General features: G+C 48.6%; 24 protein-coding genes and 1 riboswitch. Of the genes, 4 read left to right on the top strand and 20 right to left on the bottom strand.

What is annotated here, in order from left to right; genetic code table 11:
- Positions 1-91 precede the first annotated feature (91 nt).
- A riboswitch (TPP riboswitch) is annotated at positions 92-191 on the bottom strand.
- A 137-nt stretch (positions 192-328) separates the two neighbouring features.
- Both IQ294_RS14150 and IQ294_RS16540 read left to right on the top strand, forming a co-directional pair.
- The gene (locus IQ294_RS14150) at positions 329-1,402 is read left to right on the top strand and encodes a M20 family metallopeptidase (RefSeq protein WP_203334712.1); all 1,074 of its coding nucleotides are present in this window, start codon (positions 329-331) and stop codon (positions 1,400-1,402) included.
- A gap of 70 nt (positions 1,403-1,472) precedes the next feature.
- Entirely contained in the window at positions 1,473-1,619 is a 147-nt protein-coding gene (locus IQ294_RS16540; RefSeq protein ID WP_489884383.1) for a hypothetical protein, read from the top strand.
- A gap of 44 nt (positions 1,620-1,663) precedes the next feature.
- On the opposite strand, the gene IQ294_RS14145 is transcribed toward IQ294_RS16540, so the two are convergent.
- The 4 genes from IQ294_RS14145 to IQ294_RS14130 all read right to left on the bottom strand — a co-directional run bounded on the left by IQ294_RS14145 (position 1,664) and on the right by IQ294_RS14130 (position 6,623).
- On the bottom strand, positions 1,664-2,617 hold the full coding sequence (locus IQ294_RS14145) for an SGNH/GDSL hydrolase family protein (protein ID WP_203334711.1): 954 nt from the start codon (positions 2,615-2,617) through the stop codon (positions 1,664-1,666).
- 12 nt (positions 2,618-2,629) lie between these two features.
- Complete coding sequence (locus IQ294_RS14140) at positions 2,630-3,859, bottom strand: aminopeptidase (protein ID WP_203334710.1); 1,230 nt, start codon at positions 3,857-3,859, stop codon at positions 2,630-2,632.
- Positions 3,859-5,016, bottom strand: a complete 1,158-nt coding sequence (locus IQ294_RS14135) for a DEAD/DEAH box helicase (RefSeq protein WP_203334709.1) — start codon at positions 5,014-5,016, stop codon at positions 3,859-3,861. Before IQ294_RS14135 ends, IQ294_RS14140 begins: the two co-directional genes overlap by 1 nt.
- 134 nt (positions 5,017-5,150) lie before the next feature.
- On the bottom strand, positions 5,151-6,623 hold the full coding sequence (locus tag IQ294_RS14130) for a DHA2 family efflux MFS transporter permease subunit (protein ID WP_203334708.1): 1,473 nt from the start codon (positions 6,621-6,623) through the stop codon (positions 5,151-5,153).
- A 173-nt stretch (positions 6,624-6,796) separates the two neighbouring features.
- Here IQ294_RS14130 and IQ294_RS14125 point away from each other — a divergent pair, with 173 nt between their 5' ends.
- Entirely contained in the window at positions 6,797-7,654 is an 858-nt protein-coding gene (locus tag IQ294_RS14125) for a TetR/AcrR family transcriptional regulator (protein ID WP_203334707.1), read from the top strand.
- A gap of 48 nt (positions 7,655-7,702) precedes the next feature.
- On the opposite strand, the gene IQ294_RS14120 is transcribed toward IQ294_RS14125, so the two are convergent.
- From IQ294_RS14120 to IQ294_RS14100, 6 genes are all read right to left on the bottom strand, one after another.
- The gene (locus tag IQ294_RS14120) at positions 7,703-9,151 is read right to left on the bottom strand and encodes an amidase family protein (protein WP_203334706.1); all 1,449 of its coding nucleotides are present in this window, start codon (positions 9,149-9,151) and stop codon (positions 7,703-7,705) included.
- A 57-nt stretch (positions 9,152-9,208) separates the two neighbouring features.
- Entirely contained in the window at positions 9,209-9,367 is a 159-nt protein-coding gene (locus IQ294_RS14115; protein ID WP_203334705.1) for a Fur-regulated basic protein FbpA, read from the bottom strand.
- A gap of 117 nt (positions 9,368-9,484) precedes the next feature.
- A complete protein-coding gene (gene rlmD, locus IQ294_RS14110; protein WP_203334704.1) occupies positions 9,485-10,849 on the bottom strand; it encodes a 23S rRNA (uracil(1939)-C(5))-methyltransferase RlmD in 1,365 nt (454 codons plus the stop codon).
- Between the two features lie 110 nt (positions 10,850-10,959).
- On the bottom strand, positions 10,960-11,070 hold the full coding sequence (gene cydS / locus IQ294_RS16530; RefSeq protein ID WP_432419964.1) for a cytochrome bd oxidase small subunit CydS family protein: 111 nt from the start codon (positions 11,068-11,070) through the stop codon (positions 10,960-10,962).
- Between the two features lie 15 nt (positions 11,071-11,085).
- A complete protein-coding gene (locus IQ294_RS14105) occupies positions 11,086-12,114 on the bottom strand; it encodes a cytochrome d ubiquinol oxidase subunit II (RefSeq protein WP_203334703.1) in 1,029 nt (342 codons plus the stop codon).
- On the bottom strand, positions 12,111-13,460 hold the full coding sequence (locus tag IQ294_RS14100; RefSeq protein WP_203334702.1) for a cytochrome ubiquinol oxidase subunit I: 1,350 nt from the start codon (positions 13,458-13,460) through the stop codon (positions 12,111-12,113). The genes IQ294_RS14105 and IQ294_RS14100 overlap by 4 nt, the downstream gene beginning before the upstream one ends.
- A gap of 207 nt (positions 13,461-13,667) precedes the next feature.
- On the opposite strand from IQ294_RS14100, the gene IQ294_RS14095 reads away from it, so the two are divergent.
- Positions 13,668-14,096, top strand: a complete 429-nt coding sequence (locus IQ294_RS14095) for an NUDIX hydrolase (RefSeq protein ID WP_203334701.1) — start codon at positions 13,668-13,670, stop codon at positions 14,094-14,096.
- A gap of 59 nt (positions 14,097-14,155) precedes the next feature.
- Here IQ294_RS14095 and IQ294_RS14090 read toward each other — a convergent pair whose 3' ends face one another.
- The 10 genes from IQ294_RS14090 to IQ294_RS14045 form a co-directional block, all read right to left on the bottom strand.
- The gene (locus IQ294_RS14090) at positions 14,156-15,067 is read right to left on the bottom strand and encodes a diacylglycerol kinase (protein WP_203334700.1); all 912 of its coding nucleotides are present in this window, start codon (positions 15,065-15,067) and stop codon (positions 14,156-14,158) included.
- 84 nt (positions 15,068-15,151) lie between these two features.
- Positions 15,152-15,712 carry a thioredoxin family protein gene (locus IQ294_RS14085; RefSeq protein ID WP_203334699.1) on the bottom strand — a complete coding sequence of 187 codons (561 nt, stop codon included), beginning with the start codon at positions 15,710-15,712 and terminating at the stop codon, positions 15,152-15,154.
- Positions 15,713-15,831: 119 nt separating this feature from the next.
- Positions 15,832-17,262 carry an Asp-tRNA(Asn)/Glu-tRNA(Gln) amidotransferase subunit GatB gene (gene gatB / locus IQ294_RS14080; protein WP_203334698.1) on the bottom strand — a complete coding sequence of 477 codons (1,431 nt, stop codon included), beginning with the start codon at positions 17,260-17,262 and terminating at the stop codon, positions 15,832-15,834.
- Positions 17,259-18,728, bottom strand: coding sequence for an Asp-tRNA(Asn)/Glu-tRNA(Gln) amidotransferase subunit GatA (gene gatA, locus IQ294_RS14075; protein ID WP_203334697.1), 1,470 nt, complete (start codon positions 18,726-18,728; stop codon positions 17,259-17,261). The genes gatB and gatA overlap by 4 nt, the downstream gene beginning before the upstream one ends.
- A gap of 18 nt (positions 18,729-18,746) precedes the next feature.
- Complete coding sequence (gene gatC, locus IQ294_RS14070; RefSeq protein WP_203334696.1) at positions 18,747-19,037, bottom strand: Asp-tRNA(Asn)/Glu-tRNA(Gln) amidotransferase subunit GatC; 291 nt, start codon at positions 19,035-19,037, stop codon at positions 18,747-18,749.
- A 239-nt stretch (positions 19,038-19,276) separates the two neighbouring features.
- On the bottom strand, positions 19,277-20,386 hold the full coding sequence (locus IQ294_RS14065; RefSeq protein WP_203334695.1) for a CamS family sex pheromone protein: 1,110 nt from the start codon (positions 20,384-20,386) through the stop codon (positions 19,277-19,279).
- 14 nt (positions 20,387-20,400) lie between these two features.
- The gene (gene ligA / locus IQ294_RS14060; protein ID WP_203334694.1) at positions 20,401-22,407 is read right to left on the bottom strand and encodes an NAD-dependent DNA ligase LigA; all 2,007 of its coding nucleotides are present in this window, start codon (positions 22,405-22,407) and stop codon (positions 20,401-20,403) included.
- A 15-nt stretch (positions 22,408-22,422) separates the two neighbouring features.
- The gene (gene pcrA / locus IQ294_RS14055) at positions 22,423-24,636 is read right to left on the bottom strand and encodes a DNA helicase PcrA (protein ID WP_203334693.1); all 2,214 of its coding nucleotides are present in this window, start codon (positions 24,634-24,636) and stop codon (positions 22,423-22,425) included.
- Between the two features lie 28 nt (positions 24,637-24,664).
- A complete protein-coding gene (pcrB, locus tag IQ294_RS14050) occupies positions 24,665-25,366 on the bottom strand; it encodes a heptaprenylglyceryl phosphate synthase (protein WP_203334692.1) in 702 nt (233 codons plus the stop codon).
- Positions 25,367-25,613: 247 nt separating this feature from the next.
- The gene (locus IQ294_RS14045; RefSeq protein WP_203334691.1) at positions 25,614-25,934 is read right to left on the bottom strand and encodes a YerC/YecD family TrpR-related protein; all 321 of its coding nucleotides are present in this window, start codon (positions 25,932-25,934) and stop codon (positions 25,614-25,616) included.
- Positions 25,935-25,941: the final 7 nt, after the last annotated feature.

The following is a 25,941-nucleotide window of genomic DNA, read 5'->3' as shown; positions in this document are numbered from 1 at the left end:
CCTCCCCATGTGTTTGCACATCACCAGAAGGGCCGCTAATAAAAACCATATAAAAGCGGCGCCGGGACAGATCCTGGCGCCGCTTAAAAGGGCAGGTTTCTATCCACATCCCTGCGCAGGCATTAACCTACAGGTTCGAAGGGTAAGAACGGAATCGTTCACTCTCAGCAAAAGCTCCCCTTGTGGTGTATACAGTTATTTTCGTAACACCTGTATTGTAACGGACAAAATGAAGAGATGCAAGTTCGTTTCACCAGCGGATATTAGGGTAAAAATGAAGTAAATGTCTCGGAAAGGCGGTGGAGGCAGCATAAATGGCTGCTTATAAATGATTGAATTGTTAAAAGATCTGATTAAAATTAAAAGTTACACAAAAGAAGGGGCGAACGAAGCACTTCTGTTTTGCGCAAAATGGCTTGAACAAAAAGGGGAAACCGTAAAAGTCCATGACAATGATGGCTATTTGATGCTGACAGCCACAAAAGGCCAGGGCGATGAAAAGCTTATCTGGAATGGACACGTCGATGTGGTGCCAGGACACGCGGATCAATTTACACCAATGGAAGAACAGGACCGCCTGTTTGGCCGCGGTTCAGCGGACATGAAAGCTGGAGTTGCAGCAATGATGCAGGCTTTCATCGAACTTGAGCCGGAAAATCTGAGCCGCCAAGTCGAACTTCATCTTGTCACCGATGAAGAGATCGGTGGGCGCAATACATCGAAATGGCTTGTATCGCAAGGCTACAGTGGAGATTTTGTCATCTGCGGTGAACCGACAGGTCTGAAAGTGGGACTGCAGTCAAAAGGCATCCTTCATATGGACATGGTATTTAAAGGAAAACCTGCGCATGGCAGCAGACCATGGGAAGGGGTCAATGCTATTGAGCAGGCCATGAAATATCATATGGCTATGGCGGAACTGCCTTTCCGAAAAGAATCGACCGAATATTATGATCAGCCATCGGTCAACCTCGCCATTATCAATGCCGGCAAACGCTATAATATGGTGCCGGAAATCTGTGAGATGTCCTATGACATCCGCTTTATGCCGGGTCAGGACCCGGAAGAAATCACCAGACAGATGGTGGATTTGGGAGAAACCCTCAATATCGATTTTGATTATGAATCCAGTTCTGCCTCAACTCCCGCTTTGACCACAACAGAAGAAAATCCCTATATCCAATCACTGGGACAGAGTATCCGCTCCACTACCGGAAACGACGCCATCCTTTTCGGCCAGCATGGCGCTGCCGATACCCGCTATTATGCTGCCGTCAACGGCGGTGAAGGTGCCATTGAGTTCGGTCCGTCTGGCGGCGACTGGCATGGCAATGCGGAATATGTACTGATATCAAGTGTCCACGAATATAAAGATATCCTGCTGAATCACGCATTGAGCTGAACGGCATGTTTAGGCAAAGCGAAAAGAGGGAATTTAAAGAGTACCTTTAAACACGAATGGAGCGATATATATGGCAGTCGGAAGATTACTTAGAACAGCGATTAAATATGGTCCTATAGCTTATCCGATCATACGTAAATTCATGAATAAGAAAAAAGCCAAAGGAAATGTCCAAACGAACACCAGCCAGTATAAAACAAGTAAAACGCGCCGATAAAACAAGTAATCCCTCTTCTGCGTATCAGAAGAGGGATTTTACTTTTAAATGATAGGCAATATGGTGCGCAAGGCGAGATAGCCAGACTTGAGATCCGGCAGTACGCTTGCAGATGACTCATCCTCTACAGTTTCAGCATCCTGTTCAGGAGACTCAGGCCCTGCAGCTGCTCCTGCATCACCTTCAGCCTCGTTGCCAGTTTCCTGGCGTCTCAGGATTTCATCAAAACTGATCGGATTCGGCTGAGGCAATTCCCAGTCTTCAATGACCCATCCTTCACGGTATTGCGCCAGAAACGCATTGGCCATCGCCTGATAGCCTTCGAAGCTTGGATGCACATCCGCAGCGTTCGGCACTTTGGACACTGACTCAAGGCCGAATGCCTCATCGACAGCAATAAATTTCGCTCCCGCTTTTTCTGCTTCATTTTTCAAAATCGCATTCAACATATCCAATTGCGCAGCGACTCCCGACTTTTGGGTGTCCCGGGCATGCGGATAAGCGAAATAATAGCCCATGACATAAATATCGGCTGCAGGGGCGGCCCCTGCCAATTCCTGCAGAATTTCACTGACGTTCTGTCTCGCTTTATTGAGTGCGAAATCTGACTGGATGCGCTCGAAACGTAGCGAGCCATCTGCCGGATTCGCCTGCACCAGACGCAGCAGATCGTTGGCCCCTGCAGACAGCGTGATGATATTCGCTGAAGCGAGGATTTCCTTTGTTTCTTCCTCTCTTATCCGTTCCAGCACATCAGCAGTCGTATATCCGGGAAACGCCAGATCCTTCGAAAAGAAAGCGACTGGCTGATTGCGCCCCAGTTCCTGGGCGATCAGATCGGCGTAACCTGTATCAATCTGGCTGGCTGGTGTCTGACCGGCTGCCAGTGAATCGCCGAGCGCTATATAGACAGCGGGGATTTTCACCTGTGCCGCCGCCGTATTCATCATGCTGAATATGAACACTAAAGCCAGCAATGCTGCTGCTGTTTTTTTCATCTCCATCACCTCTTAGAATGCCCAGTTCCCATTTCTGAAAACAGGAATCTTCGAACCATCTGCTGTAATGCCGTCGATAGCCATTTCAGCACTGCCAATCATAAAGTCTTCGTGGACAATCGACGTATTCAAACCGATTTCTGCAAGTTCATCCCGTTCAAGGTTGCGCGCCCCTTCATAGCAGGTCGGATAGGAATCCCCGATTGCCAGGTGGTTGGATGCATTTTCATCAAACAGTGTATTGAAGAATAATAGCCCTGAATCTGAAATAGGCGACTGGTGCGGCACCAATGCCACTTCACCGAGGTAAGCGGCGCCTTCATCAGAAGCGATCATTTCATTCAATAGTTCCCCGCCTGTTTCAGCTTCCACTTTGACGATTTTCCCGTCCCTGAAAGTAAGGGTGAAACCGTCGATGATATTGCCCTGGTATACTAGCGGTTTTGTATTGCGAACGAAACCATCGGCGCCAGTTTTCAAAGGCACTGTATAAACTTCTTCCGTCGGCATGTTCGCGATGAATGGATTGCCCTGCGGTGTTTTCGAAGCACCCGACATCCAGACATGCTTGTCAGGAAGTGTTATCGTCAAATCCGTTCCCGGAGCTGTATAATGCAATTTGGAAAAACGGTGTTCATTCAACTGTGCTGCACGCCGTTCCAAAAAATCGATATGTTCTTTCCATAAAGAAACGGCATCCCCGTCTCCGATGCGGACGGTTTTGAAGATGGCTTCCCAAAGCGCTTCGATCTGCTGATCCGGCGCAAGGTCCGGAAATACTTTTGCTGCCCATTTTTGAGATGGAATCGCAATGATCGACCAGGCCACTTTATCGGAACCTACAGCCTGGCGGTAACGTGCCAGGGCTTTGCCTGCGGCTTTCTGTGAGTCGGACAGGCGTTTTGCCGGTATGCCGGTCAATAAGTCAGGGTCTTCCGCGTCAATCCACAGGAAGGAACCACCTTTTTCAATGATTTCATCCCGTTGCACTACGGACCATTCCGGGTATTCAGTGAATGCCGCGTCAGGCGCCAGTTCATAATGAGTTCGGCTCTGAATGGGATCCGAATAATTGACATGAACATTTTTGGCGCCGGCTTCATATGCTTTCTTGACGACCAGACGCGTGAAGTCGATCGTGTCTGTTGTGGTGTTGATCAGGACATGCTGATCTTTTTGGACATTCAGTCCAACGTATACGGTCAGCTCCGCATACTGCTCCATTTTTTTTTGAAAATCCATTATTTTTTCCCCTTTGTATTTACTGTCTTGCTCGACCCCTCGATCAGCTCGCCGCCGTGCATGATTTTCTGGACAGGCTTCGACGGCAGGTCTTTTGTGAATTTCTTATAATGTCTTTCATCCTGATAAGCGAGCAGCGTCAACACTTCCCCGTCTGCTCCGGCTCTTCCTGTCCGCCCCGAACGATGCATGTACTGGTCGATCGTCTTCGGTACATCGACATGGATGACATGTGAGACCGAGTCAATATCAAGGCCGCGTGCAGCGACTTCTGTCGCAATCAGAATGGAAACTTCCCCTTTGCGGAACGCATCAAGCGCTCCTTTCCGTTCATCTTTTTTCATCTCGGAATGCAATGTGACGATTTTGGCATCACGGAATTTCAATTTATTCTCTTTCATTAACAGCTGGTCCAAATTATTGACGAACGCCAAAGCCTTCACGCCCTCTATATAGGAGATGCGGCGCAGCAGATCCGTCTTGTCGCGTTCATCCACTTTAATGAATGAATGCGTCACTCTCCCCTGCATCGGCATTTCTTCTGCAGTCACGTGGATACGCGTCGGATTTTTCATCAGGCGATCAGCCACCAATTCCACTTCATCGGTGATCGTCGCTGAAACGAGCACAAGCTGACGGTCCTGCTGGGTTTTTTCGACAAGCGATTTCATGACTTCACGGTGTTCGCGCGCCATCAGCTGGTCACCTTCATCAAGCACTAAAATGCGGATTTCATGCATTTTCAATTTCTTGTTTTTGACGAGTTCATTTAAACGCCCGGGCGTTCCTACAACAATCGTCGGTTTTTTCTTCAGCTTTTCCAATTGGCGCTGCATATTTGCTCCGCCGATCAATTGTGTGACGCTGATATCCGTACCTTCTGTCCACTCGCGCAGCACATTGACGATCTGCATCGACAACTCCTGTGACGGCGCTACGATCATTGCCTGTGTCGCCGCTTTTTCCGGATCGACGCGCTGTAAAATCGGCAGCACATACGCTAATGTCTTGCCTGATCCTGTCGGTGATTGGGCAACGATATCATTGCCGGCCATCATTTCCGGAATCATCTGTTCCTGGATCGGCATGATTGTTTCAAAACCGGTCTTCTTCCATTTTTCCTGCCATACTGGATTCATTTCTTCTATAAAAGTCATTTGGATTCCACCTCTTCTTCAATGTTTTCAGTGTACCATATTTGGCGTCCCACCGCCTTTTTTGGAGGACATCCATGCGAATAAAGCATGTGAAATGCAATAAAAGCCGCACCATCAAAGGTGCGGCTTTCCGGTTATGAGTCTGATACTTCTTTTCGGGAATAGACAATCTCTTTATCCTGTTCGGTCACAGGACGATTCGGCTTTTTGATGAACAGTGCCAGAACAAGCGCAGTCAGCGCAATGAACGTGGAAACAAAGAATGAGAAATTGATGCCTTCAAGCATCGCTAAATTTTCGATGCTCTCAAGTGCGGTTCCCTGCGCCATCAATTCGCCGGCCGCTGATTCTGTCCGTGTATTCATCAGCGTGATAAGAAATGCTGAACCGATTGCCCCAGATACCTGCTGGAGCGTATTATTGATGGCTGTTCCGTGCGGATAGGCTTTCATCGGCAAAGTGTTCAGCCCGTTCGTCATGACCGGCATCATGACGAGTGAAATACCGAGCATCCGGACTGTATAGATCAGCATGATCTGCCAATAGCTCGTATCCAGCGACAATTGGCTGAACAGATAAGTGGTGATGACAACCAGCGACAAGCCGGGAATCGCCAGAACTTTTGCTCCCCATTTATCGAACAGTCGGCCGGTGATCGGCGACATCACACCCATGAGCAGTGCACCCGGAAGCATCAGCAATCCTGAATTGATCGGCGAAATGCCTTTGATCGTCTGGATATAGATCGGCATAAGGATCATGGCCGAGAACATCGACATCGACAGCACCACGGAAATGATGGAAGACAATGCGAACATCGGATATTTATAGATCCGTATTTGAAGCAGCGGTTCATCAAGCTTCAGTTGGCGGCATACGAAAAGAGCCAATGAAACAAGCCCGACGGTGATGGTGACGTAAACGACCGGATTCGACCAGCCTAAAGTACCCGCTGAACTGAAGCCGTACAGAATACCGCCAAACCCGAGACTTGATAAAACAAGGGAAAATCTGTCAAGCGAAATTTCCCGGTTCTGGAACGTTAAATTCTTTAATTTGAAAATCCCTAATAGAAGCGGGATCAGGGCAACCGGCAACACGATGAAAAACAGCACGCGCCAGTCATAGTTTTGAACGATATAGCCCGACAATGTCGGTCCGATTGCAGGGGCAACGACCATGACGAGGCCGAAATAACCCATGGCAGTCCCACGTTTCTCAACTGGAAATGCCACCAGCATGACATTCATAAGAAGCGGCATCATCAAAGCGGCCCCGGAAGCCTGCAGCAGACGGCCTATCAGGAGCATTGAAAATACCGGTGCCAATCCTGCGATCAATGTGCCCAGTGAAAATAGGGACATGGCAACGATAAAGACCGAGCGATTCGAAAATCGCTGGATGAAATAAGCACTTGCCGGGATCAAGATACCGTTCACGAGCATATAGCCGGTAACGAGCCACTGGGCTGTTGCAGCTTTTATACCGAAATCCGCCATGATTTCGGGCAATGCGATATTCAATAATGTCTGATTGAAAAAAGCTACAAATGCGCCGGTAAATAAAATTGCGATTATGCCATAAGGCGGTTTTTTCTGTTCTATCATTCTGTTATTCCTCCGTATTGATCTGGTTGAAATGATCTTCTGAAATCTCCATTTCCCTATTCTATACTCCTGGTATACATTTATCAACAAAATTATACCGGTTGTTCATTTTAATTGCATAAAGCATGATTTATGGTATTCTGGCAATAGATTACAAATAAAAAGGTGAGTAGATGAATCGAAAAAAGCAGAATATCATGGATGCCGCCTACACCTTGTTTATCGGGAACGGCTATAATTCCACTTCCATCCAGGATATCCTGGACGAAGCCGGGATTTCGAAAGGAACATTTTATAATTATTTCACCTCTAAAAGCGAATGCCTCATTGCCATCATGGAATCCATCGGCAATGAAATTCGGCAGAAGCGCATGGAAGCTGCAGCCGGCAGACCGGTGGATGACCCCGAAGTTCTTGCAGAACAATTATGTATCCGGATACGGATGAACCGCGAAAAAAATCTGTTTTCGCTGTATGAAAGCATCTTTTATTCCAGGGACACGGAATTAAAAGGTTTTGCCAAGCATTCCTACCGGGTGGAACTGGACTGGATCACATCACGGATTGTTGATATATACGGCCAGCAAGCAGCACCTTATGCCCTTGATAATGCTGCATCCGTCCATGGCACCATCCAGCAATTGGTCAATATCTGGCAATTGACTACAGATGAAAATCTGCCGACTGAAAAGCTGGCGGCATTTGTCATCAAACGGCTGGAAACGGCAGTCCTTGCCCAAATCGAATCGGGGGAACGGTTTATCCTAGCTCCGACCGTCTATACAGAAAAATCTTCAGCAAATCTTTCGGTGTCTGAACTTTCCCAGCAGCTTGAAAGTTACAGCGAAACGATGCTGGATGATGCCGCTTCCCGGCAGCTGGTGCTTTTTTTATCCCAGGAATTGCTGGCAGAAACACCGCGCCAGACCCTGCTTGAAAGTGTGCTGGGGACCTTGTCGAAAAACCCTGAGCTGGAATCGGAATTGATGATTTTACTCGAACAGGTATGGAAAAAGCTTGCGGCTCTCTGAGCAAATGCATAGGAAAAGGCGGCCCGGAAATTTTCCGGCCGCCTTTTCCTATGGTTTCTTTCTGCCTTTTACAGCCTGCTCGAACGCATAAGCGTATTCGATTAATTTCGGTTCATCAAAAGCCCGGCCATAAAAAGTGATGCCGAACGGCTCTTTTGTTTCCGTGAATCCGTAAGGCACGGTAATGGCAGGGAATCCGGCAGCCGCTCCGACATTGCAGCCGAAATCATGCGGCAGCAGAATCGCATCTGCATCGATTTCCTTTAACGTGGCGTCGATGCCTTGTTCCGCAGCCAGATAGCGGTTGCGTTCCAGCGCCTCCACATATTCCCGCTCCGTCAGCATACCGCTAAGGCTGTTCGCCTGTTCCATCAGATTCTGTCCAAACTTGAGCATCGTTTCCGGGTGTTCATTATTGAAGCTGACCACGTCAGCCATTGTCCGGATCGGATTGAGCGGGTCCGTCTTGGCAAGATAGGCATTCAAGTCAGCTTTGAATTCATGAAGCAATACTGCAAATCCAAGATCTTCCTGATTAGCCCCCAGGTCCACGTCTTCGATGATTTCCGCGCCGCATTCTTTTAACCGTTCTTTTGCCTGTTCAAATAATATCCGCTGCTCATCCGGTATTTCCTTGAACAAATCAGGCGTCACAGCCAGCCGGACCCCTTCGAGTCCATTTTCTTTCAGGTGGGCAAGCCAGTCATATCCTTCAAAATCGGCGGCCATATTGGTGACCGGATCTTCCGGGTCAACCCCGATAAGCGCCGTAAATACAGTGACTGCATCCTCGACTGTCCGGGCGATGGGCCCAGGTATATCCTGGGTATGAGACAGCGGAATGACACCGCTCCTGCTTACCATGCCGATGGTCGGTTTCAGGCCCACCAGATTATTCTGGGCAGCCGGATCAATGATCGATCCGGACGTTTCCGTACCGATGGATGCCGCAGCCAAATTCGCCGCAACAGCTGCGGCCGCTCCGGAACTGGATCCGCCAACATCAAACGGACCATATGGATTTTTCACTTGTCCGCCGCGAGAACTGTAACCGTTCGTCATTTTATCCGACATGAAATTAGCCCATTCGGTCATATTCGTTTTGCCGAGAATGACCGCCCCTGCTCCTCTCAGCTTTTCAGCCAAAGTCGCGTCTTTCAGCGCATAATGATTTTCAAGTGCGAGCGAACCTGCACTGGTATGCATTTTATCACCGGTATCCATATTGTCTTTCAACAGGATCGGAATCCCGTGCAACGGGCCGCGAGCTCCGCTTCGCTTGCGTTCGTAATCGAGGGCCTGGGCGATCTGCAGGGCATCCGGATTAATTTCCAATACCGCGTTGATGTTCTTATCACGCAGTGAAATATTCTCTTTATACATCAGCACCAATTCTTCTGAAGTGACCTTGCCCTCGTGCATTTCCTGCTGCATCTCGGCGATGGTCATCTCATCCAGCCGCCCTTTGCGGTAATCCTCCAATTTTTTCTGGTGCATAGCTTCCCCTCCCTTTCGGTCCAATGTCTGCATTAATCAAAATAAAAAAGCCGCAGCTTACGAGCTTAGGCTTTTCTGCGTATATTCCTTCATTAATTCATATAGACTCAGTTCATATAATTGACGGCCGTTAATCTTGAAGACGTTCTGGGCCACCAATTCCTCAATGACGTTCGAGCGTTTATCTTCGAATTTCGACTCGGGTATGTTCTCCATGTTGATCGTTCTCTCCTTACAGATGTATTCTCTTTTCTTTACCCTCCCTCGCCTAATAATGAAACGTATCTGAAAAATAAAAAAACCGGATGCTCATGCATCCGGTTCGTTTCTATTTTATTGTTCAAGCTTCAGCCATGCGACCGCTTCACAATGCGTCGATTGCGGAAACATATCCACCGGTTGAACTTCCTGCGTCCGGTAGCCGCCGTCTTCGAGAATACGGAGGTCGCGCGCAAGTGTCGCCGGATTGCACGACACATAGACCACCCGTTCTGGCCGCTGTTTCAGGATCGTCTGCAGCAATTGCTCATCGCAGCCTTTTCTTGGCGGATCGACGACCAGCACATCAGCCCGTTCCCCTTCCTTATACCAGCGCGGAATCACCTGTTCGGCTGGCCCTGCTTCGAACAGCGTATTGCTGAATCCGTTCAGTTCGGCATTGCGTTTAGCATCTTCAATCGCAGGCGGTACAATTTCGACGCCCATGACGAATTTCGCTTTTTGTGCAAGGAACAAAGAAATCGTACCGATGCCGCAATAGGCGTCAATGACGGTTTCATTGCCGGTCAGATCGGCATACTGGAGTGCCTGGCCGTACAGCACTTCCGTCTGTCCGGGATTGATCTGATAGAAAGAACGCGCAGAGATTTCAAAACGCACGTCGCCGATGCGGTCTTCGATAATATCGTTGCCCCATAACGTAATCGTTTCATCGCCGAAAATGACGTTGGTTTTTTCTGTATTGATGTTCTGGACGATCGACACCGTTGCCGGCACAAGTTCACGGATTAGTTCCACCGCTCTTTCAGCTTGTGGGAATTTCTTTTTCTTCGTGACCAGGACGACCATGACTTCACCCGTTGCCCGTGCTTTCCGCACGACGACGTGGCGTAGCTGTCCCCGGTGGGTTTCTTCTTCATAAGGTTCGATGCCCATTTCCCTCAGCTTCTGTTTGATACCGGTCATGATGCTGTCCGCTTCGGGCGTCTGGATGATGCAGATATCCGTATCGGCGATTTTGTGGGAACGCGGCGCGTAAAATCCGGCCACCACGCGCCCTTCTTCCATCCCGAAAGGTATCTGGGATTTATTGCGGTAGCGCCACGGGTCTTCCATTCCTTTGACGGGATGAACCGGCACATCCGGCAATTTCCCGATGCGGGTGATGGCATCGCGCACCAGTTTCCGTTTGAATGTCATCTGGCCCTCATAGGACAGATGCTGAACCTGACAGCCGCCGCATGTGTCGAATACGGGACAAGGCGCTTCAACCCGGAACGGCGAGGCATTCTCGATTTGCAGCAGTTTCGCAAAACCGTAGGATTTCAGGGTCTTTAAAACGTGGACATGGACATCTTCTCCCGGCAAAGCGCCGTGGATGAATAAAGGATAACCGTCTATTTTGGCAACTCCGGCGCCGTCATGCGTCAAATCTTCCACATGGACCAGCAGCCGGTCATTTTTCGATACAGGTTTCAATTCGTTCACTCCATTTCAATTTCTTTATTCTACTACAGAAAAGCGCCTGCGACCAACCGGTTTATATCCGTCCATAAAAAAACGCGCCAGGCTAAGCCTGGACGCGTTGGTCAATCACGTTTCTTCGATACCGGTCCGTCTTTCAGCGAAAACCAGAAACCGAAAATGATTGAAGCAATCAATACGATGAACGGTGCATAGAAGATAAAGAAATCCTGCATGGAAATTGCCTCCTTTTATGCATGATAATCCGATTTGCCTTTGACGTAATCTTTATCGAACAGGAACAGACGGAACAATAGATAAAGTGACGGCAACAGTAAGCCGAGGCCCGCGATAAAGGCGATGATCAGGGCGATAGCCATCGATTCGTTTGTGAAGCTGTCATAAATGGTCAGATACGGATACAGCAGATATGGATAATGGGATGCCCCGTAAGCGAAAAATGCTGTGAAGAATTGACCGACGAGCAGGATGAACGCCAATCCATAATTCCGCTTTTTCCAGATCAGATAGACCGTTCCGACGAACAGCAGGAACGAGATACCGAATACCCACCAGATATCCATGATGCGTTCGAAATGTTCAGGTGTATGGTTCCGTAATTCGAAAATGATGCCGGTAGCCGTTATGATTGCGGGTGCTGCCCAGATGAGCGCATATTTGCGCATCAGCTCTGTCGCTTTGGCGTCCCCCGCCTTATTCGCATACCAAGTCAGGAATACAGCCGAGATATACAGCACTGCGGCAATACTGAGCACCACGATGCTCCACATCAATGGACTTGTAAAAAGCGCCCAATAGTCAAGATAAGGCTCTCCGCCGTCCATCTTGATGAATCCGCCTTCCGACATTGCCAGCACCGGGGATAATGATGCCGGCAGCAGCAATCCGGATAATCCGTACATATAAATATAACCGCGGTGATTGATTTTCGCCCCGTAAGTTGCGAAAGCGTAATACGAACCGCGTATCGCGAGCAGGATCAGCGCTATGCTCGCAGGCACGAGCAATGTCGTCCCGTAATAGAAAGCGGTTTGCGGGAAGAATCCGATGATCCCCACAAAAAAGAACACGAAGAACACGTTCGTCACTTCCCATACCGGTGACAGGTAGCGCTGAATGATGCCTGTCAGGATATGCTGCTTATCTGTAAAAGCACTGTAGGCATTGAAAAATCCGGCACCGAAATCGATCGATGCGACAATGACATAAAGGAACAGAAACAGCCAAAGAACTGAAATACCAATAATTTCCAGAGTCATTCTGTGCCACCGCCTTTAGCAGTCTTTTCTCTTTGGGCAAGTTCTTTTTCCACCGGATTGCGTTTGTACATCCGGGTAAGAACGACGATCGTCCCCACGCCCAGGATAAAATAGAGGCCTGCAAACAGGATGATCATCAAGTCGACCTGACCGCTTGTCGTGGCAGCTTCGGAAGTTTTCATGTAGCCGCGCAATATCCACGGCTGTCGGCCGACTTCTGTAAACCACCAGCCCGCTTCGATGGCGATCAAAGCCAGCGGGCCACTCGCCACTGTAAGCCAGCGGAACCATTTCTTCTGGATGATCGGCCATTTGCGCCATGCCCCGATGACATACACGAAGGAGAAGAACGCCAGCCACATGCCGATCGTGACCATCAGATCAAACAGATAATGGATCCAGAGCGGCGGCCGCTCATCTTCCGGAAACTCATTCAATCCGGTCACTTCAGCTCCGGGAACGCCGTGTGCCAATATACTGAGTGCATAAGGGATCTTAATCGCATATTTCGGTTCCTCCCCGTCAAGAACCCCGAAGAGGATCAACTCGGCTTCGCCTTCCGTTTCAAAATGCCATTCAGCGGCGGCTAATTTTTCAGGCTGGTATTCAGCCAGGTATTTTCCTGAAAAATCGCCGATGAGTGCGGTTGCGATTGAAAACACCAAACCAAGTTTCATTGTCAGCAGCAACGCTTTTTTATGGTAGACATGCTTCGAGCCTTGGACGATGCGAAGTGCGGCGATCGATGCGAGCACAAAGGCACTCGTCATGAATGCAGTCGCCATCACGTGCGCAACTTTTGTCGGCACTGCCGGACTGAACATCGCGAGCAGCGGGCTGACATTGACCAGTTCCCCGTTCAAGATATCAAAACCTTGCGGGGCATTCATGAATGCGTTGACGATTGTGATGAAGACGGAAGAAGTAGCTGCACCAAGAGCAACTGGAATCAGCAGCAATAGATGCTTGCGCTGATCTTCAAACCGATCCCATGTATACAGATAAATGCCAAGGAAAATAGCTTCAAAGAAAAATGCAAAAACTTCCATGAACAGCGGCAGTGCTATGACGTTGCCGGCCAACTGCATGAAGTTTGGCCAGAGCAATGATAATTGCAGGCCGATCGCAGTACCGGTCACAACCCCCACCGCTACTGTAATAACAAATCCTCTCGCCCATCTCCGGGCCAGCAGGATATAATGGTCATCATTCTTTTTAATCCCGACCCACTGAGCAATCAAGATCATCAGTGGAACACCGACTCCGATCGTTGCGTAAAGAATGTGAAACGACAGGGTCATCAATGTCAGGATCCGGCTTAAAAGCGCTGTATCTTCAAATCCCATTACCTTATCCCTCCTACGGAATATACTCATCCACAAGTGTTATATTCATTGTACCCTATGCTGCCAGTCTGAATCCTCTGGGACGAATGCGGAAAAGGGAGTTTCTTCATAAACTTTGAATAAGCTGTGACAGGCAAAGGTGAAAACACTTGATATCTTTTAGAAAATTTAGTATTCTGTAAGGAACAAAAATAAAGGGTGATTCATATGGAAACAAGCAGAAAAGTTTTTGCCTACATCACAAGAGGCCCTGACGAAAATCGTGAATTACTGGTTTTTGAGTATAAAGGTGAACCCGAAGTTGGAATTCAGGTTCCTGGAGGAACGATTGCAGAAGGGGAATTGCTCATTGACGCATTGTACCGTGAAGTTCATGAGGAAACAGGACTGCCGCGGGATGTTCTGCATTTTGCGGGTAAAATCCACAAATACAATTATTATCCGGAACACCGCGACAAAGTTTACGAACGCAATATCTTCCATTTCGAATATACGGGAGAAAAAGTCGATGAATGGGAACATACCATCAAAAGCAATGGCCGCGACAATGGCCTGACGCTGCTGTTCCGCTGGGAACCGGTCGATGATTTGCCTAAACTTGCCATGGAACAGGATACGGCGGTCGACTTGCTGTAATGGCAGGTGAAGGCCAAAACAAACCCGGCAGTCAAATGACTGCCGGGTTTGTTTTCATATTATACGAGATCTTTTTCATTGATTGCGTGGATCGGCACCAGCACCTCAATATGCTTTTCGAGGTTTTGGAAAACCGCCGGCAATACACCGCCGTATTCCCCGTCCAGATTCAACATGACCCGCTCCTTGGATGAAACGACGACCTTGCTTGCTTTCGCATAGATTACATGCGGGTCGGAAAGGTGCTCACCGCGAATCGCAAGAGAAGCCAGGCGAATAAACTCAGCCATGTTCACTTCCTTCAGGATCAGCAATGTGAACTTACCATCATTGATGCTGGCATCCGGCGCTAATTTTTCAAAGCCGCCGACTGAGTTTGTCAGACCGATCAGGAACATCATCGCTTTGTCATCAAAAACTTCCCCGTCATATTCAATGCGCACATTGGACGAACGGATGGACGGCAACATCTCGATGCCTTTCAAATAATAGGCCATCTGTCCGAGAACCGTCTTCAGTTTGCTCGGCACTTCATAAGTCAGTTCCGTTATTCTTCCGCCGCCGGCTATATTGATGAAATACCGGTCATTCATCATCCCCACGTCCACAGGTACCGAATCACCCTGGATGATGATATCGACAGCTTTGTTTATATCGCGCGGGATATGTACGGCACGGGCAAAATCATTTGTCGTGCCCATCGGGATCAACCCGATTTTCGGCCGGTCCTCAAATTTGGAAACCCCAGCCACCACTTCGTTCAATGTGCCATCGCCGCCGACTGCCACAATCAAATCGAATTTTCTTTCGACAGCCGAAATGGCGGCTGTCGTCGCATCGCCTTCACAAGTGGTCGCATGGCAGGACGTTTCGTATCCGGCGATTTCCATTTTTTCCAGCACTTCCGGCAAATGCTTACGGAACAATTCCCTGCCGGAAGTCGGATTGTAAATAATTCGTGCTCGCTTCATAAGTTTCAGCCTTTCTTCACATACTCTGGAAAATAAGACATTTCAAGCTGGAAAAGGTTCCCTCTAATCGACCTGCCACATAAATTATTTCAGCGATCTGGTCAAAACATCTTTCAGTTCCTGATACACACTGTCCCAGAATTCCGTTTTGTAAACAAAGCCGTCCGTGATTTCACCAATGACTGTTTTGAAATGCAAATCGTATTGAGGGTCTTCTTTGGCTGGCAATTTCGCTTTCAATCCGTCTACGAATTCCTGGACTGCTGCAGACCTTGGACCCCAGTCCGCCAGTACTTCGCCTTCTTCGGACAGGAAAATGTATTTAGGAATCGAACGGCCGCCGTTCGTCAGGTAACGATCCATCAGTTCCAGGTTTTCATCTCGGTATACACAGCGCACTTCCAGATTGCCCGCTTCTGCGATCTTCCGGAGAATGGCATTGTTCATCATCGCATCTCCACACCAGTCTTCTGTAATCACCAGAATACGGGGATTCTTTTCCTTTAACAGCGTGATGAATTCTTCGTCCTGCGGCATTTCAAACTTCTCATAAACCGAATAGGATTTATCCTGATTCGATTCCATCTGAGCCATATATGTTTCAAGTGTCACTGCATTTTCAAAATATTCCTGTTCCATTGTCATACGTAAACCTCTCCTTTTATTCCAGTTTACTTGTCTTTCGGCAATGCTTCAAATAATAAAGAAATGCAACGGCCAAGCCCCCGATAAAAAAGATGGCCCATAAAGGACCATCCATTATTCTATCGCTTATTTATTTCTTCCAGCAGGATTTTATTCAATAAAGGCGGATTCGCCTGTCCTTTGGTGGCTTTCATGATCAAGCCGATCAGGAAGCCGACAGCGCGGTCCTTGCCATTTTTGAAGTCTTCGATGGATTGCGGGTTGGCATCGAGTGTATTCGTTACATATTCACGCAGCACGCCTTCGTCGGAAATCTGGACGAGACCTTTCGCTTTCACGATGTCATTGGCGTCTCCGCCTTTTTCGATCAGCTCACGGAATACTTTTTTAGCGATTTTAGAAGAAATCGTGCCGTCAGCGATCAACTTGATCATGCCAGCCAAGCCTTCAGGCGTCAAAGCTGTCTCCGAAAGCTCTTTCTGTTCAGCGTTCAGGTAGGCGGAAACCTCACCCATCAGCCAGTTTGAAACGAGCTTCGCGTCTGCGCCTGCAGCCGTGGTCGCTTCGAAAAAGTCGGAAATCGGTTTAGCCAGCGTCAGCACCATTGCATCATACGGTGACAAGCCGAGCTCTGCCACGTAACGGGCTTTACGCGCATCCGGAAGTTCCGGAATTTCTGCACGGACACGTTCGATCCAGGCATCGTCGATTACGATATCGACAAGATCCGGTTCCGGGAAATAACGGTAATCGTCAGATCCTTCTTTCACGCGCATGAGGACGGTTTTGCCGGTTGCTTCATCATAACGGCGTGTTTCCTGTGGAATGATGCCGCCTGACAGCAGCACTTGTTCCTGACGGATCTGTTCATGCTCGATCCCTCTGCGGACATAGTTGAACGAGTTCAGGTTCTTCAATTCCGTTTTCGTGCCGAATTGCTCCTGGCCGAATGGACGAAGTGAAATGTTGGCGTCGCAGCGGAGCGACCCTTCTTCCATGCGGACATCAGAGACTCCTGTGTATTGGATGATCGCTTTGATCTTCTCCAAATAAGCGTATGCTTCATCAGCAGTACGGATATCCGGCTCAGAAACAATCTCGATCAGCGGCGTACCCTGACGATTATAGTCAACCAGCGAATAGCCTTTATCGGTATGAGTCAGTTTGCCCGCATCTTCTTCCATATGAAGACGCGTGATGCCGATGCGTTTTTTCTCACCGTTCACTTCGATTTCAATCCAGCCATTTTCACCGATCGGCTGATCAAATTGAGAAATTTGGTAAGCTTTCGGATTATCCGGATAGAAATAGTTTTTGCGGTCGAATTTTGTATGACGGGTAATTTCGCAATTCAATGCAAGCGCAGCTTTCATTGCCCAGTCGACTGCCGTTTTATTGACTACCGGCAGGACTCCCGGATAGCCGAGGTCGATTTCATTTGTATTCGTATTCGGTTCTGCTCCGAAATGCGCCGGTGAAGGTGAAAACATTTTCGATTCCGTTTTCAGTTCAACGTGCACTTCCAGCCCGATGATCGTTTCAAAGTTCATTGTGCTGCTCCCTCCCATAATTGAGGAGTTTTTTTATGGAAATCTGTCGCCTTTTCAAATACATCGGCTACACGATAAACCGTTTCCTCATCGAAATAATTACCGATGATCTGCATGCCAAGCGGCAGATCGCCTTCAAATCCGCAAGGGATTGAAATTGCCGGAACGCCGGCCAAGTTGACCGGAATCGTCAGGATATCATTGGCATACATCGTTAATGGATCATCGATGATTTCACCGATCTTGAATGCCGGTGTCGGTGTTGTCGGCGAAATGATGACATCATAATTCTGGAATGCTTCATCGAAGTCCTGCTTGATCAATGTGCGGACTTTCTGGGCTTTTTTGTAATAAGCATCATAATAGCCTGAGCTCAGTGCATACGTTCCAAGCATGATGCGGCGTTTCACTTCGTCGCCAAATCCTTCAGCGCGTGTATTCATATAGAAATCCAGCAGGCTGCTCGCTTTATTTGTGCGGTAGCCATAACGGATGCCGTCAAAACGGGACAGGTTGGACGAAGCTTCAGAGGAAGCAAGCAAATAATATGTTGCCAGCGCATATTTGGAATGCGGCAGCGAAATCTCTTCCCATGTCGCGCCTTTTTCTGTCAATACGTCCAGTGCATCATAAACCGCTTTTTTAGCTGTTTCGCTGACTCCTTCGGCGAAGTATTCCTTTGGCACACCGATGCGGAGGCCATTGATGTCACCTGTCAGAGCTGCTGCAAAATCAGGCACTTCAATGTCGGCAGATGTCGAGTCTTTTTCATCATGACCGGAAATGGCCTGCAATAGCAGCGCATTGTCTTTGACGTTCCGTGTCACGGGACCGATCTGGTCAAGAGAAGAAGCGAACGCGATCAAACCGAAACGTGATACACGGCCGTATGTCGGCTTCATGCCAACGACGCCGCAGAATGCTGCCGGCTGGCGGATCGATCCGCCTGTGTCGGAACCGAGCGTGAACGGGACTTCGCCCGCAGCCACAGCAGCAGTCGAACCGCCTGAAGAGCCGCCTGGCACATAATCCAGGTTCCATGGATTTCTTGTCTTTTTATAATAGGAGTTTTCGTTTGATGACCCCATCGCGAATTCATCCATATTCAATTTACCTACGGTAATCATCCCTGCCTGACGCAGTTTTTTAACAACCGTCGCATTATAGATCGGATTGAAACCTTCCAGGATGCGGCTTGATGCCGTCGTAACCAAGCCTTCAGTCATGATATTGTCTTTCACGCCGATCGGCAAACCGAATAACGGTCCACGCTGATCCATCGGCGTGCTGTCCAATTCTTTTGCCGTTTCAAGCGCGCGCTCTTCATTCATTGCCAGAAAAGCATCGACTTTCGGATCAAGTTCAGTGATCCGTTCGATGGTCTGTTTCGTCAATTCCTCGATTGTCGCTTCATTACTATGTATCATTTCCTGTAACTCAGCAGCTGTTTTATCATAGAATTTCATGGTTTTCCCCCCTCGCTATTATTCCAGTATAGTCGGAACTTTTACTTGTCCCGCTTCATGTTCTTTTACATTTTTCAAAACGGTTTCGCGCGGCAAGCCTGCTTCCGCTTTATCTTCACGCAATACGTTGACCAATGGCAATACGTGCGTTGTCGGCACCACATTGTCTGTATCCAGTTCGTTCAGAAGTTCCATCGCATTCGTGATTGCTTCCAGTTGTTCCGCAAAATGAACCGCTTCTTCATCCGTAATCGCGAGACGCGCCAAATGGGCAACTTCGATCACTTCTTCTTTTGTCATTTTCGCCATTTCCTTACACCTCCGAAATCAGTAAACATACGCTATATCATACCATTTAATAGAGAAAAGCGGAAGCGCCTGCTCAGCTCCGGCAAGCGCTGGAGGATTTGGCCGTCGTGGCGGCTTTTGCCATGAAGGTCAAATCCGAAGCGACTCGAGGGGCTAGGCGCTGAAGTCTGGACAATAAAAAGAATAGAGACAGCCGAAGCGGCTGCCTCTTCAATCATCCCAAAATCTTGGACGACTGTTTATTCATAAATATGGACAACCGGCTCGGTTTGGTTGGTTTTTCTCAAAATCAACGCTTCCGCTCCGTTGACTGAATTTATATCAATTTCAACCTGAATGTTTTCCGGAAAGTGGCTCATGACTAAACCTGTCAGATACTGAGTAAAGCCGATCACTTCCGCCGATCCATAAAACTGGATCGGAATTTCAATATTCAGCTTGCGGATGTCCTCTCCCTGATAAAATCCGGTCCCGATGACGCTGGTGAAATTCGAGAAATACTCTTCCACATCCTGCTTGAAATTCCTGAAAGATGTATCCATTTCACGATACTTCTCTTCAGGGTTGGTCGCAGGGAAAATAACGAATTCTTCATCGATTGCATTCCAGTTGCCGATTTCATTCTGGCCGCCGGGAGCTGTTCCGTAAGTGAAATAAGTGCCGGCGGTTATCGTGCTGCGGCTTTTTTGCCTGAACAGACCAACCGTAATCGGTATGTCCACCATCCCCTCTTTCTGGCGCAGGCGGGTGACGATTTCATTCGCCATGCGTTTGCCCTCTGAATCAAGCTGTTCCTGAGAAATGGCCTGTTCGTTAGAAATGCCGTTATTATCCGTATAATAGACCGAGTTCAATGCGAGGCCGACAGATACACCGCCAAGGCGGATCGTATCTTCATTCGTTCTTACCAGATAGTTTTGTTCAATGACATGGGCCAGGATTTCAGGAGGCGGGATTTCACCTTCCCCTCCAGCTGCAGCATTCAAGCCTGTCGGATTGTTTTCTGCATCGAAGCGGTTCAGCCAGGCAGTCACTTCTTCATCTGTTATTTTCTGCCCTTCCTGGAAATAGTAATCATCCGGCGAAAATTGGTTTTGGGACAGACGAAGGAGCCCTTTCTCGGCTTCTTCAATATCATAGCGGGAATTCAGCCGGTTGACGATCTTCCCTCTAGTGGCGCTTTGTTTATAAGGCAACAGAGTCCGGTAAAACTGATCATCCAGCTGCATGCTCGGAATAATTGCTGTTTCCACTTCCTCGGTGCCGATAACTTCCGTTTCGTTCGAAGTTGACGGCACACAGGCTGAAAGCAGCAAAATGCTCGCAGGGATCCACCAAAAGCGTTTCATTTGCATTAATCTCCTCATTTGTTCAATTCTTCGATCAATTGCTGCTCATTCCAGATTTCGATTTTCAGGTCCCTTGCTTTATCCAGCTTGGATCCCGCTTCTTCTCCGGCAATCAGCAGATCGGTCTTCTTGCTGACACTGCCCGTCAGTTTGCCGCCCATCGATTCGATGCGCTCAGTTGCTTCTGAGCGTGTCAGCTGTTCCAATTTACCGGTAAGAACAATCTTTTTGCCGGCAAAGGCATTGGAACCGGCTTCCACCTGCACCCGTTTTCCAGTGTACGTAAGATTGACGTTTTTGCTCTTCAAACGTTCCACTAACCCACGGACTTCCTCGCTGTCGAAATATGTGACGACGGAGTCCGCCATTTTATCACCGATTTCATGGATGGCCGTCAAATCTTCAAGAGAGGCCTCCATTAGCTTATCCATGGAACCGAAATGTTCGGACAGGATCCTGGCCGCCCTTTCACCGACATGGCGGATGCCAAGGCCAAACAGCAGCCTTTCCATGGAATTGCTGCGGGATGCATCGATGGCCGTGATCAGATTTGAAGCTGATTTCTCGCCCATCCGTTCTAGTTCCAGCAGTTCCTCTTTGGTTAATTTATAAATATCGGCGATATCGGCGATCAACCCTTGCTGATAAAGCTGTTCGATGACTTTTTCGCCAAGCCCTTCAATATTCATGGCATTGCGTGATACAAAATGGATCAGGCCTTCCGTGATTTGGGCAGGACATTTCGGGTTGACGCAGCGAAGCACGACTTCCCCTTCAATGCGTACAAGTTCCGCGTCGCATGCCGGGCAATTTTCAGGCATCAGAAACGGCTCTTCATCACCGGTCCTGAGTTCAATGAGCGGGCGCACCACTTCAGGGATGATATCCCCCGCCTTTCGGATGATGACCTGATCACCGATGCGGATATCTTTTTCTTTGATCAGATCTTCATTGTGCAATGAAGCCCGCTGGACAGTCGTCCCGGCCACCGAGACCGGGTCCAGGATGGCAGTTGGTGTGACAGCGCCGGTTCTTCCGACACTGAGTTCGATATCCCGCAGATTCGTCATCACTTCTTCCGCAGGGAATTTATAGGCGGTTGCCCATTTCGGGCTTTTCGCTGTAAAGCCCAGTTCCTGCTGCTGCAGGAAACGGTTGACTTTAATGACGATGCCGTCGATTTCGTAAGACAAGTCATTCCGTTTTTCAGTCCACGCTGCAATGTATTCCATGACTTCTTCGACACTGTGGCATACTTTGCGTTCGTTATTTGTCTTGAAACCGATATCACTCAAATAATTCAATGATTCATCATGGTCAGAGAGTCCGTAATTTTCAGCGTCTCCACCGATGCCGTAGATGAATACATCCAGATTCCGGTTCGCCGCAATTTTCGGGTCCAGTTGCCGAAGTGAACCGGCTGCTGCGTTCCGGGGATTCGCAAAGATCTCTTCCCCTTTTTCCGTGCGCTGTTCATTCAGTTTATGGAATGAACCTTTCGGCATAAAAACTTCACCGCGCACTTCGAGCGATACCGGTTCTTTCAATTTCAGCGGAATGGAGTTGATCGTCCGCAGATTAACGGTGATATCTTCCCCTACCCGTCCATCACCGCGGGTTGCACCGCGGACAAATTTGCCGTCTTCATAAATCAAAGAAACCGCAAGGCCGTCGATTTTCAATTCGCATACATATTCGATCGTCTCACCAGCACCGCTTCTTACCCGCTTATCAAACTCCAGGATGTCCTCTTCCCCGAATACGTTTGACAAGCTGAGCATCGGGCGGTCATGCGTCACTTTTTCAAAATTGGAAATCGGTGCCCCGCCCACCCGTTGAGTCGGCGAATCCGGGAATACCAGATCCGGATACAGGGTTTCCAGTTCGATCAATTCATTCAGCAATTGATCGTATACAGCATCCGGCACCATCGGATTATCCAGCACATAATAGGCATGCCCATAAGTGCCAAGCATTTCATTCAATTCATTTACCCGTTGTTCCGCTTTGATCCGGTCCATATAGTTACCTCCCGATTATACTTTTTCAATCGGCGCGAATTTGGCTAGCAGCCTCTTGATGCCGACAGGGCTTGGGAATGCGATATCAAGTTCAGTCTGCTCCCCGTCGCCTTTGACGCCGACAACTGTGCCGGTGCCCCATTTTTTATGTTTCGCTTTATCGCCAGGTTTCCAGCCGAGCCGGTCTCCGCCGGATTGCTGATAGGCCGGCCGCGTCACCGCAGCACGTTTAGGTGCCTGTTGATAGCTTGTTGCGGCTCCCGCACGGTGGTGGGCAATTGATTGTTCAATCAATTCTTCCGAAATTTCGTTGATGAAACGGGAAGGCATATTCCAATTGCTCTTGCCGAAGAGCGTTCGGGAAGAGGCATGCGTCAAATAAAGGCGTTTTTCCGCTCTCGTGATCCCTACATAGGCAAGGCGCCGCTCTTCTTCCATTTCTTCTTCATCATTATTTGAACGCGAATGCGGAAATACGTTTTCTTCCAGTCCGATGATGAAGACGACTGGAAATTCGAGCCCCTTCGCAGCATGCATCGTCATCAGAATGATCGGACCATCTGCGTCTTCTTCGTCATCAAGTGAATCGATGTCGGAAATCAGCGCAAGATCCGTCAAAAACGCGACAAGTGATTTATCGTCGCTTTGTTTTTCGAACGCCTGGGTAACCGACAGGAATTCGTTCAAGTTTTCAAGTCGGCTTTCGCCTTCGATGGTCTTGTCGTTCTGCAGCATTTGGCGATAGCCGGATTTCTTCAGGACTTCCTCCACGAGTTCCGTGACAGACAAGTATTCCTGCATTTCAGTGAAGCCGGCAATCATGGTCCGGAACTCCAGGGCCGTTTGCGCGATTTTAGCGGAAACGCCCATAAAGTCGACTTCCTGCAACGCATCCATAATGGTGCGGTCATGTTCGATCGCGAATCCGGCAATCCGTTCAAAAGACGTGGCCCCGATGCCGCGTTTCGGTTCGTTGATGATGCGGGCCAGCGACAGATCGTCGTCGTTATTGGCGATCAAACGGAGATATGCGAGCAGATCCTTGATTTCCTTGCGGTCATAGAACTTCGTGCCGCCGACAATCGTGTAGTTCATATTCGATTTAACGAACATTTCCTCCATGATCCGCGACTGGGCATTCGTACGGTACAGAATGGCGAAATCGGAAGTTTTATAATTTTCTTCATCCATCAGCTTCTGGATCGTCTGCACAACAAATTGTGCTTCCTGTCGTTCATCCGAAGCTTTATGAAGCGTAATTGCCGGCCCCTCGTCGTTATCCGTGCGCAATTCTTTCGGATAGCGGCTCGTATTCCGTTTGATGACGTCGTTCGCTGCCTGCAGAATGCGCTTCGTCGAACGGTAATTCTGCTCCAGCATGATGACTTTCGCATCCGGATAATCCTTTTCGAAACTCAGGATATTCGTGATATCCGCTCCGCGCCACCGGTAAATGGACTGGTCCGAATCTCCGACTACACAGATATTCTTGAATTTGCTCGCCAGTTTTTGGACAAGCTGATACTGCGCATTGTTCGTATCCTGATATTCGTCCACATGGATATACTGGAATTTGTTCTGATAGAACTCCAGCACGTCCGGCATTTTATTGAATAAAGTCAGAGTCGTCATGATCAAATCGTCAAAATCGAGCGACTGGTTTTTTTGGAGGCGTTTTTCATAGCCTGCATAAACTTCAGCAATCGTCTTCTCATAAGGGTTATGCTGATTGGCGTTCGCCGCAAACTCCCCTGCTGTGATGCATTCGTTCTTCGCAGACGAAATCGCATTCAGGATCGTTCTCGGTTCATATTTTTTCGGATCGAGATTCTGCTGTTTCAAGACATTTTTAATGACCGATAATTGGTCGGTTGTATCAAGTATCGAGAAGTTCCGCGAAAAGCCAAGCTTATCGATATCCCGTCTAAGGATCCGCACACACATCGAGTGGAACGTGGAAACCCACATGCGCTCCCCTGTTCCATGCCCTAACAGGCCATCGATCCGGTTGCGCATTTCGCGCGCCGCTTTATTCGTGAATGTTATCGCCAGGATGTTTGACGGATAGACCTGTTTTTCCAGCACAAGATATGCGATTCTGTGCGTCAGCACCCGTGTTTTCCCTGACCCGGCACCAGCCATGATCAAGAGGGGCCCTTCTGTCGCTTTTACCGCTTCTTCCTGTTCGGGGTTCATCCCTTTAAGCAGATTCTTTGTTATCAATTCCATTGTGCACCACCTCGAACGTTTGTTCTCATTATAGCGATTGTTTTGTAGTTTCCGCAACCGCCTCGACGGTCCTAATCGCGTTTTCAATATTTGTATAAATGACATTCCCCACGACAATCGTGTCAGCGAGTCTGGCCATTTCCTGTGCTTTTTCCGTTGAATCGATGCCGCCGCCGTAAAACAGGCGCGTATCTGTTAAATGTTCTCTCACCTGGGCCACCAATTCCGGTTTGCCGTATATGCCGCTGTATTCCATATAAAAAATCGGCAGGCGGAAAAAATGTTCGGCAAGCCGGGCATACGCCACCACATCTTCCTCGTCCAGCAAACTGTCAGCGCCGGTGAGCCGGGCCGCTTTGCAATCCGGATTCAGGATGCAATAGCCTTCCGGAACAAGTTCTTCCCAGTCCATCAAGTCACCGTATTCCCGGATCGCTTCATGGTGAAGGCCCTTGATCCATTTCGGATCTCCGCTGTTCAAAACCGTCGGGATGAAATAAAAATCGAATCCTGGCGTCACCGATTCTATTGTTGAAATTTCAAGTACGGCAGGAACTTTAAAGCGACGGACCCTCTCCAGTAAATCCAATACATTGTCGAGTGTGACACCATCGCTTCCGCCTATCAAGATGGCATCAGTCCCGGATTCACAAATTCGTTCCAAATGTCCATCAGAAATTGCCTTGGCCGGGTCCAATTTGAACACATGCCGCCATGATCGATAATCCATTTCGCTTCACCTGACTTCATTTCATTTTCACCTGATTCATTTATTCATTATAACAAAGAAAAGCGCAGGCGCCCATTCAGCCCCGAAAGGCATAATCCAGAACAGCAGAGGGGAATTTTTTGCCACGGCAGCTGGGCTGACTGATGAAACGGGGAGGCCGGGCGCTGGAGTCTGGACAAAAAGAAAAGGCCGTCCACTAAGCCCGAACTCTGACTTAATGGACAGCTTTTGAATTTTCGTTCGCTTCCTACTCTTTAGGCAGCTGAAACGGTTTTTCATCCGGGTACAGTCGTCCGAGCATCTCATCGTAAGCGTCATTGCCGTAATTCAGGCAGCGGCGGACACGGGAAATGGTTGCGGTACTCGCACCGGTTTCATTTTTTATATGTTCATACGTTTTTTTCAGCCGCAGCATGCGTGCCACTTCAAAACGCTGGGATAATGACTGGATTTCGCTGATTGTGGCAAGATCATCAAAAAAGCGGTACGCTTCTTCGCGGTCTTTCAATGCCAAAATCGCATCGATCAATTGATCGGTTTGTGGACCTCGGATTTTATCAACTTGCATCTGGCCT

Origin of the sequence: Planococcus beigongshangi (assembly GCF_016820495.1) — a bacterium.
GTDB lineage: Bacteria > Bacillota > Bacilli > Bacillales_A > Planococcaceae > Planococcus > Planococcus beigongshangi.
Note: the sequence above shows the minus strand (reverse complement) of the source record. Positions and strands in the feature narration are given on the sequence as shown.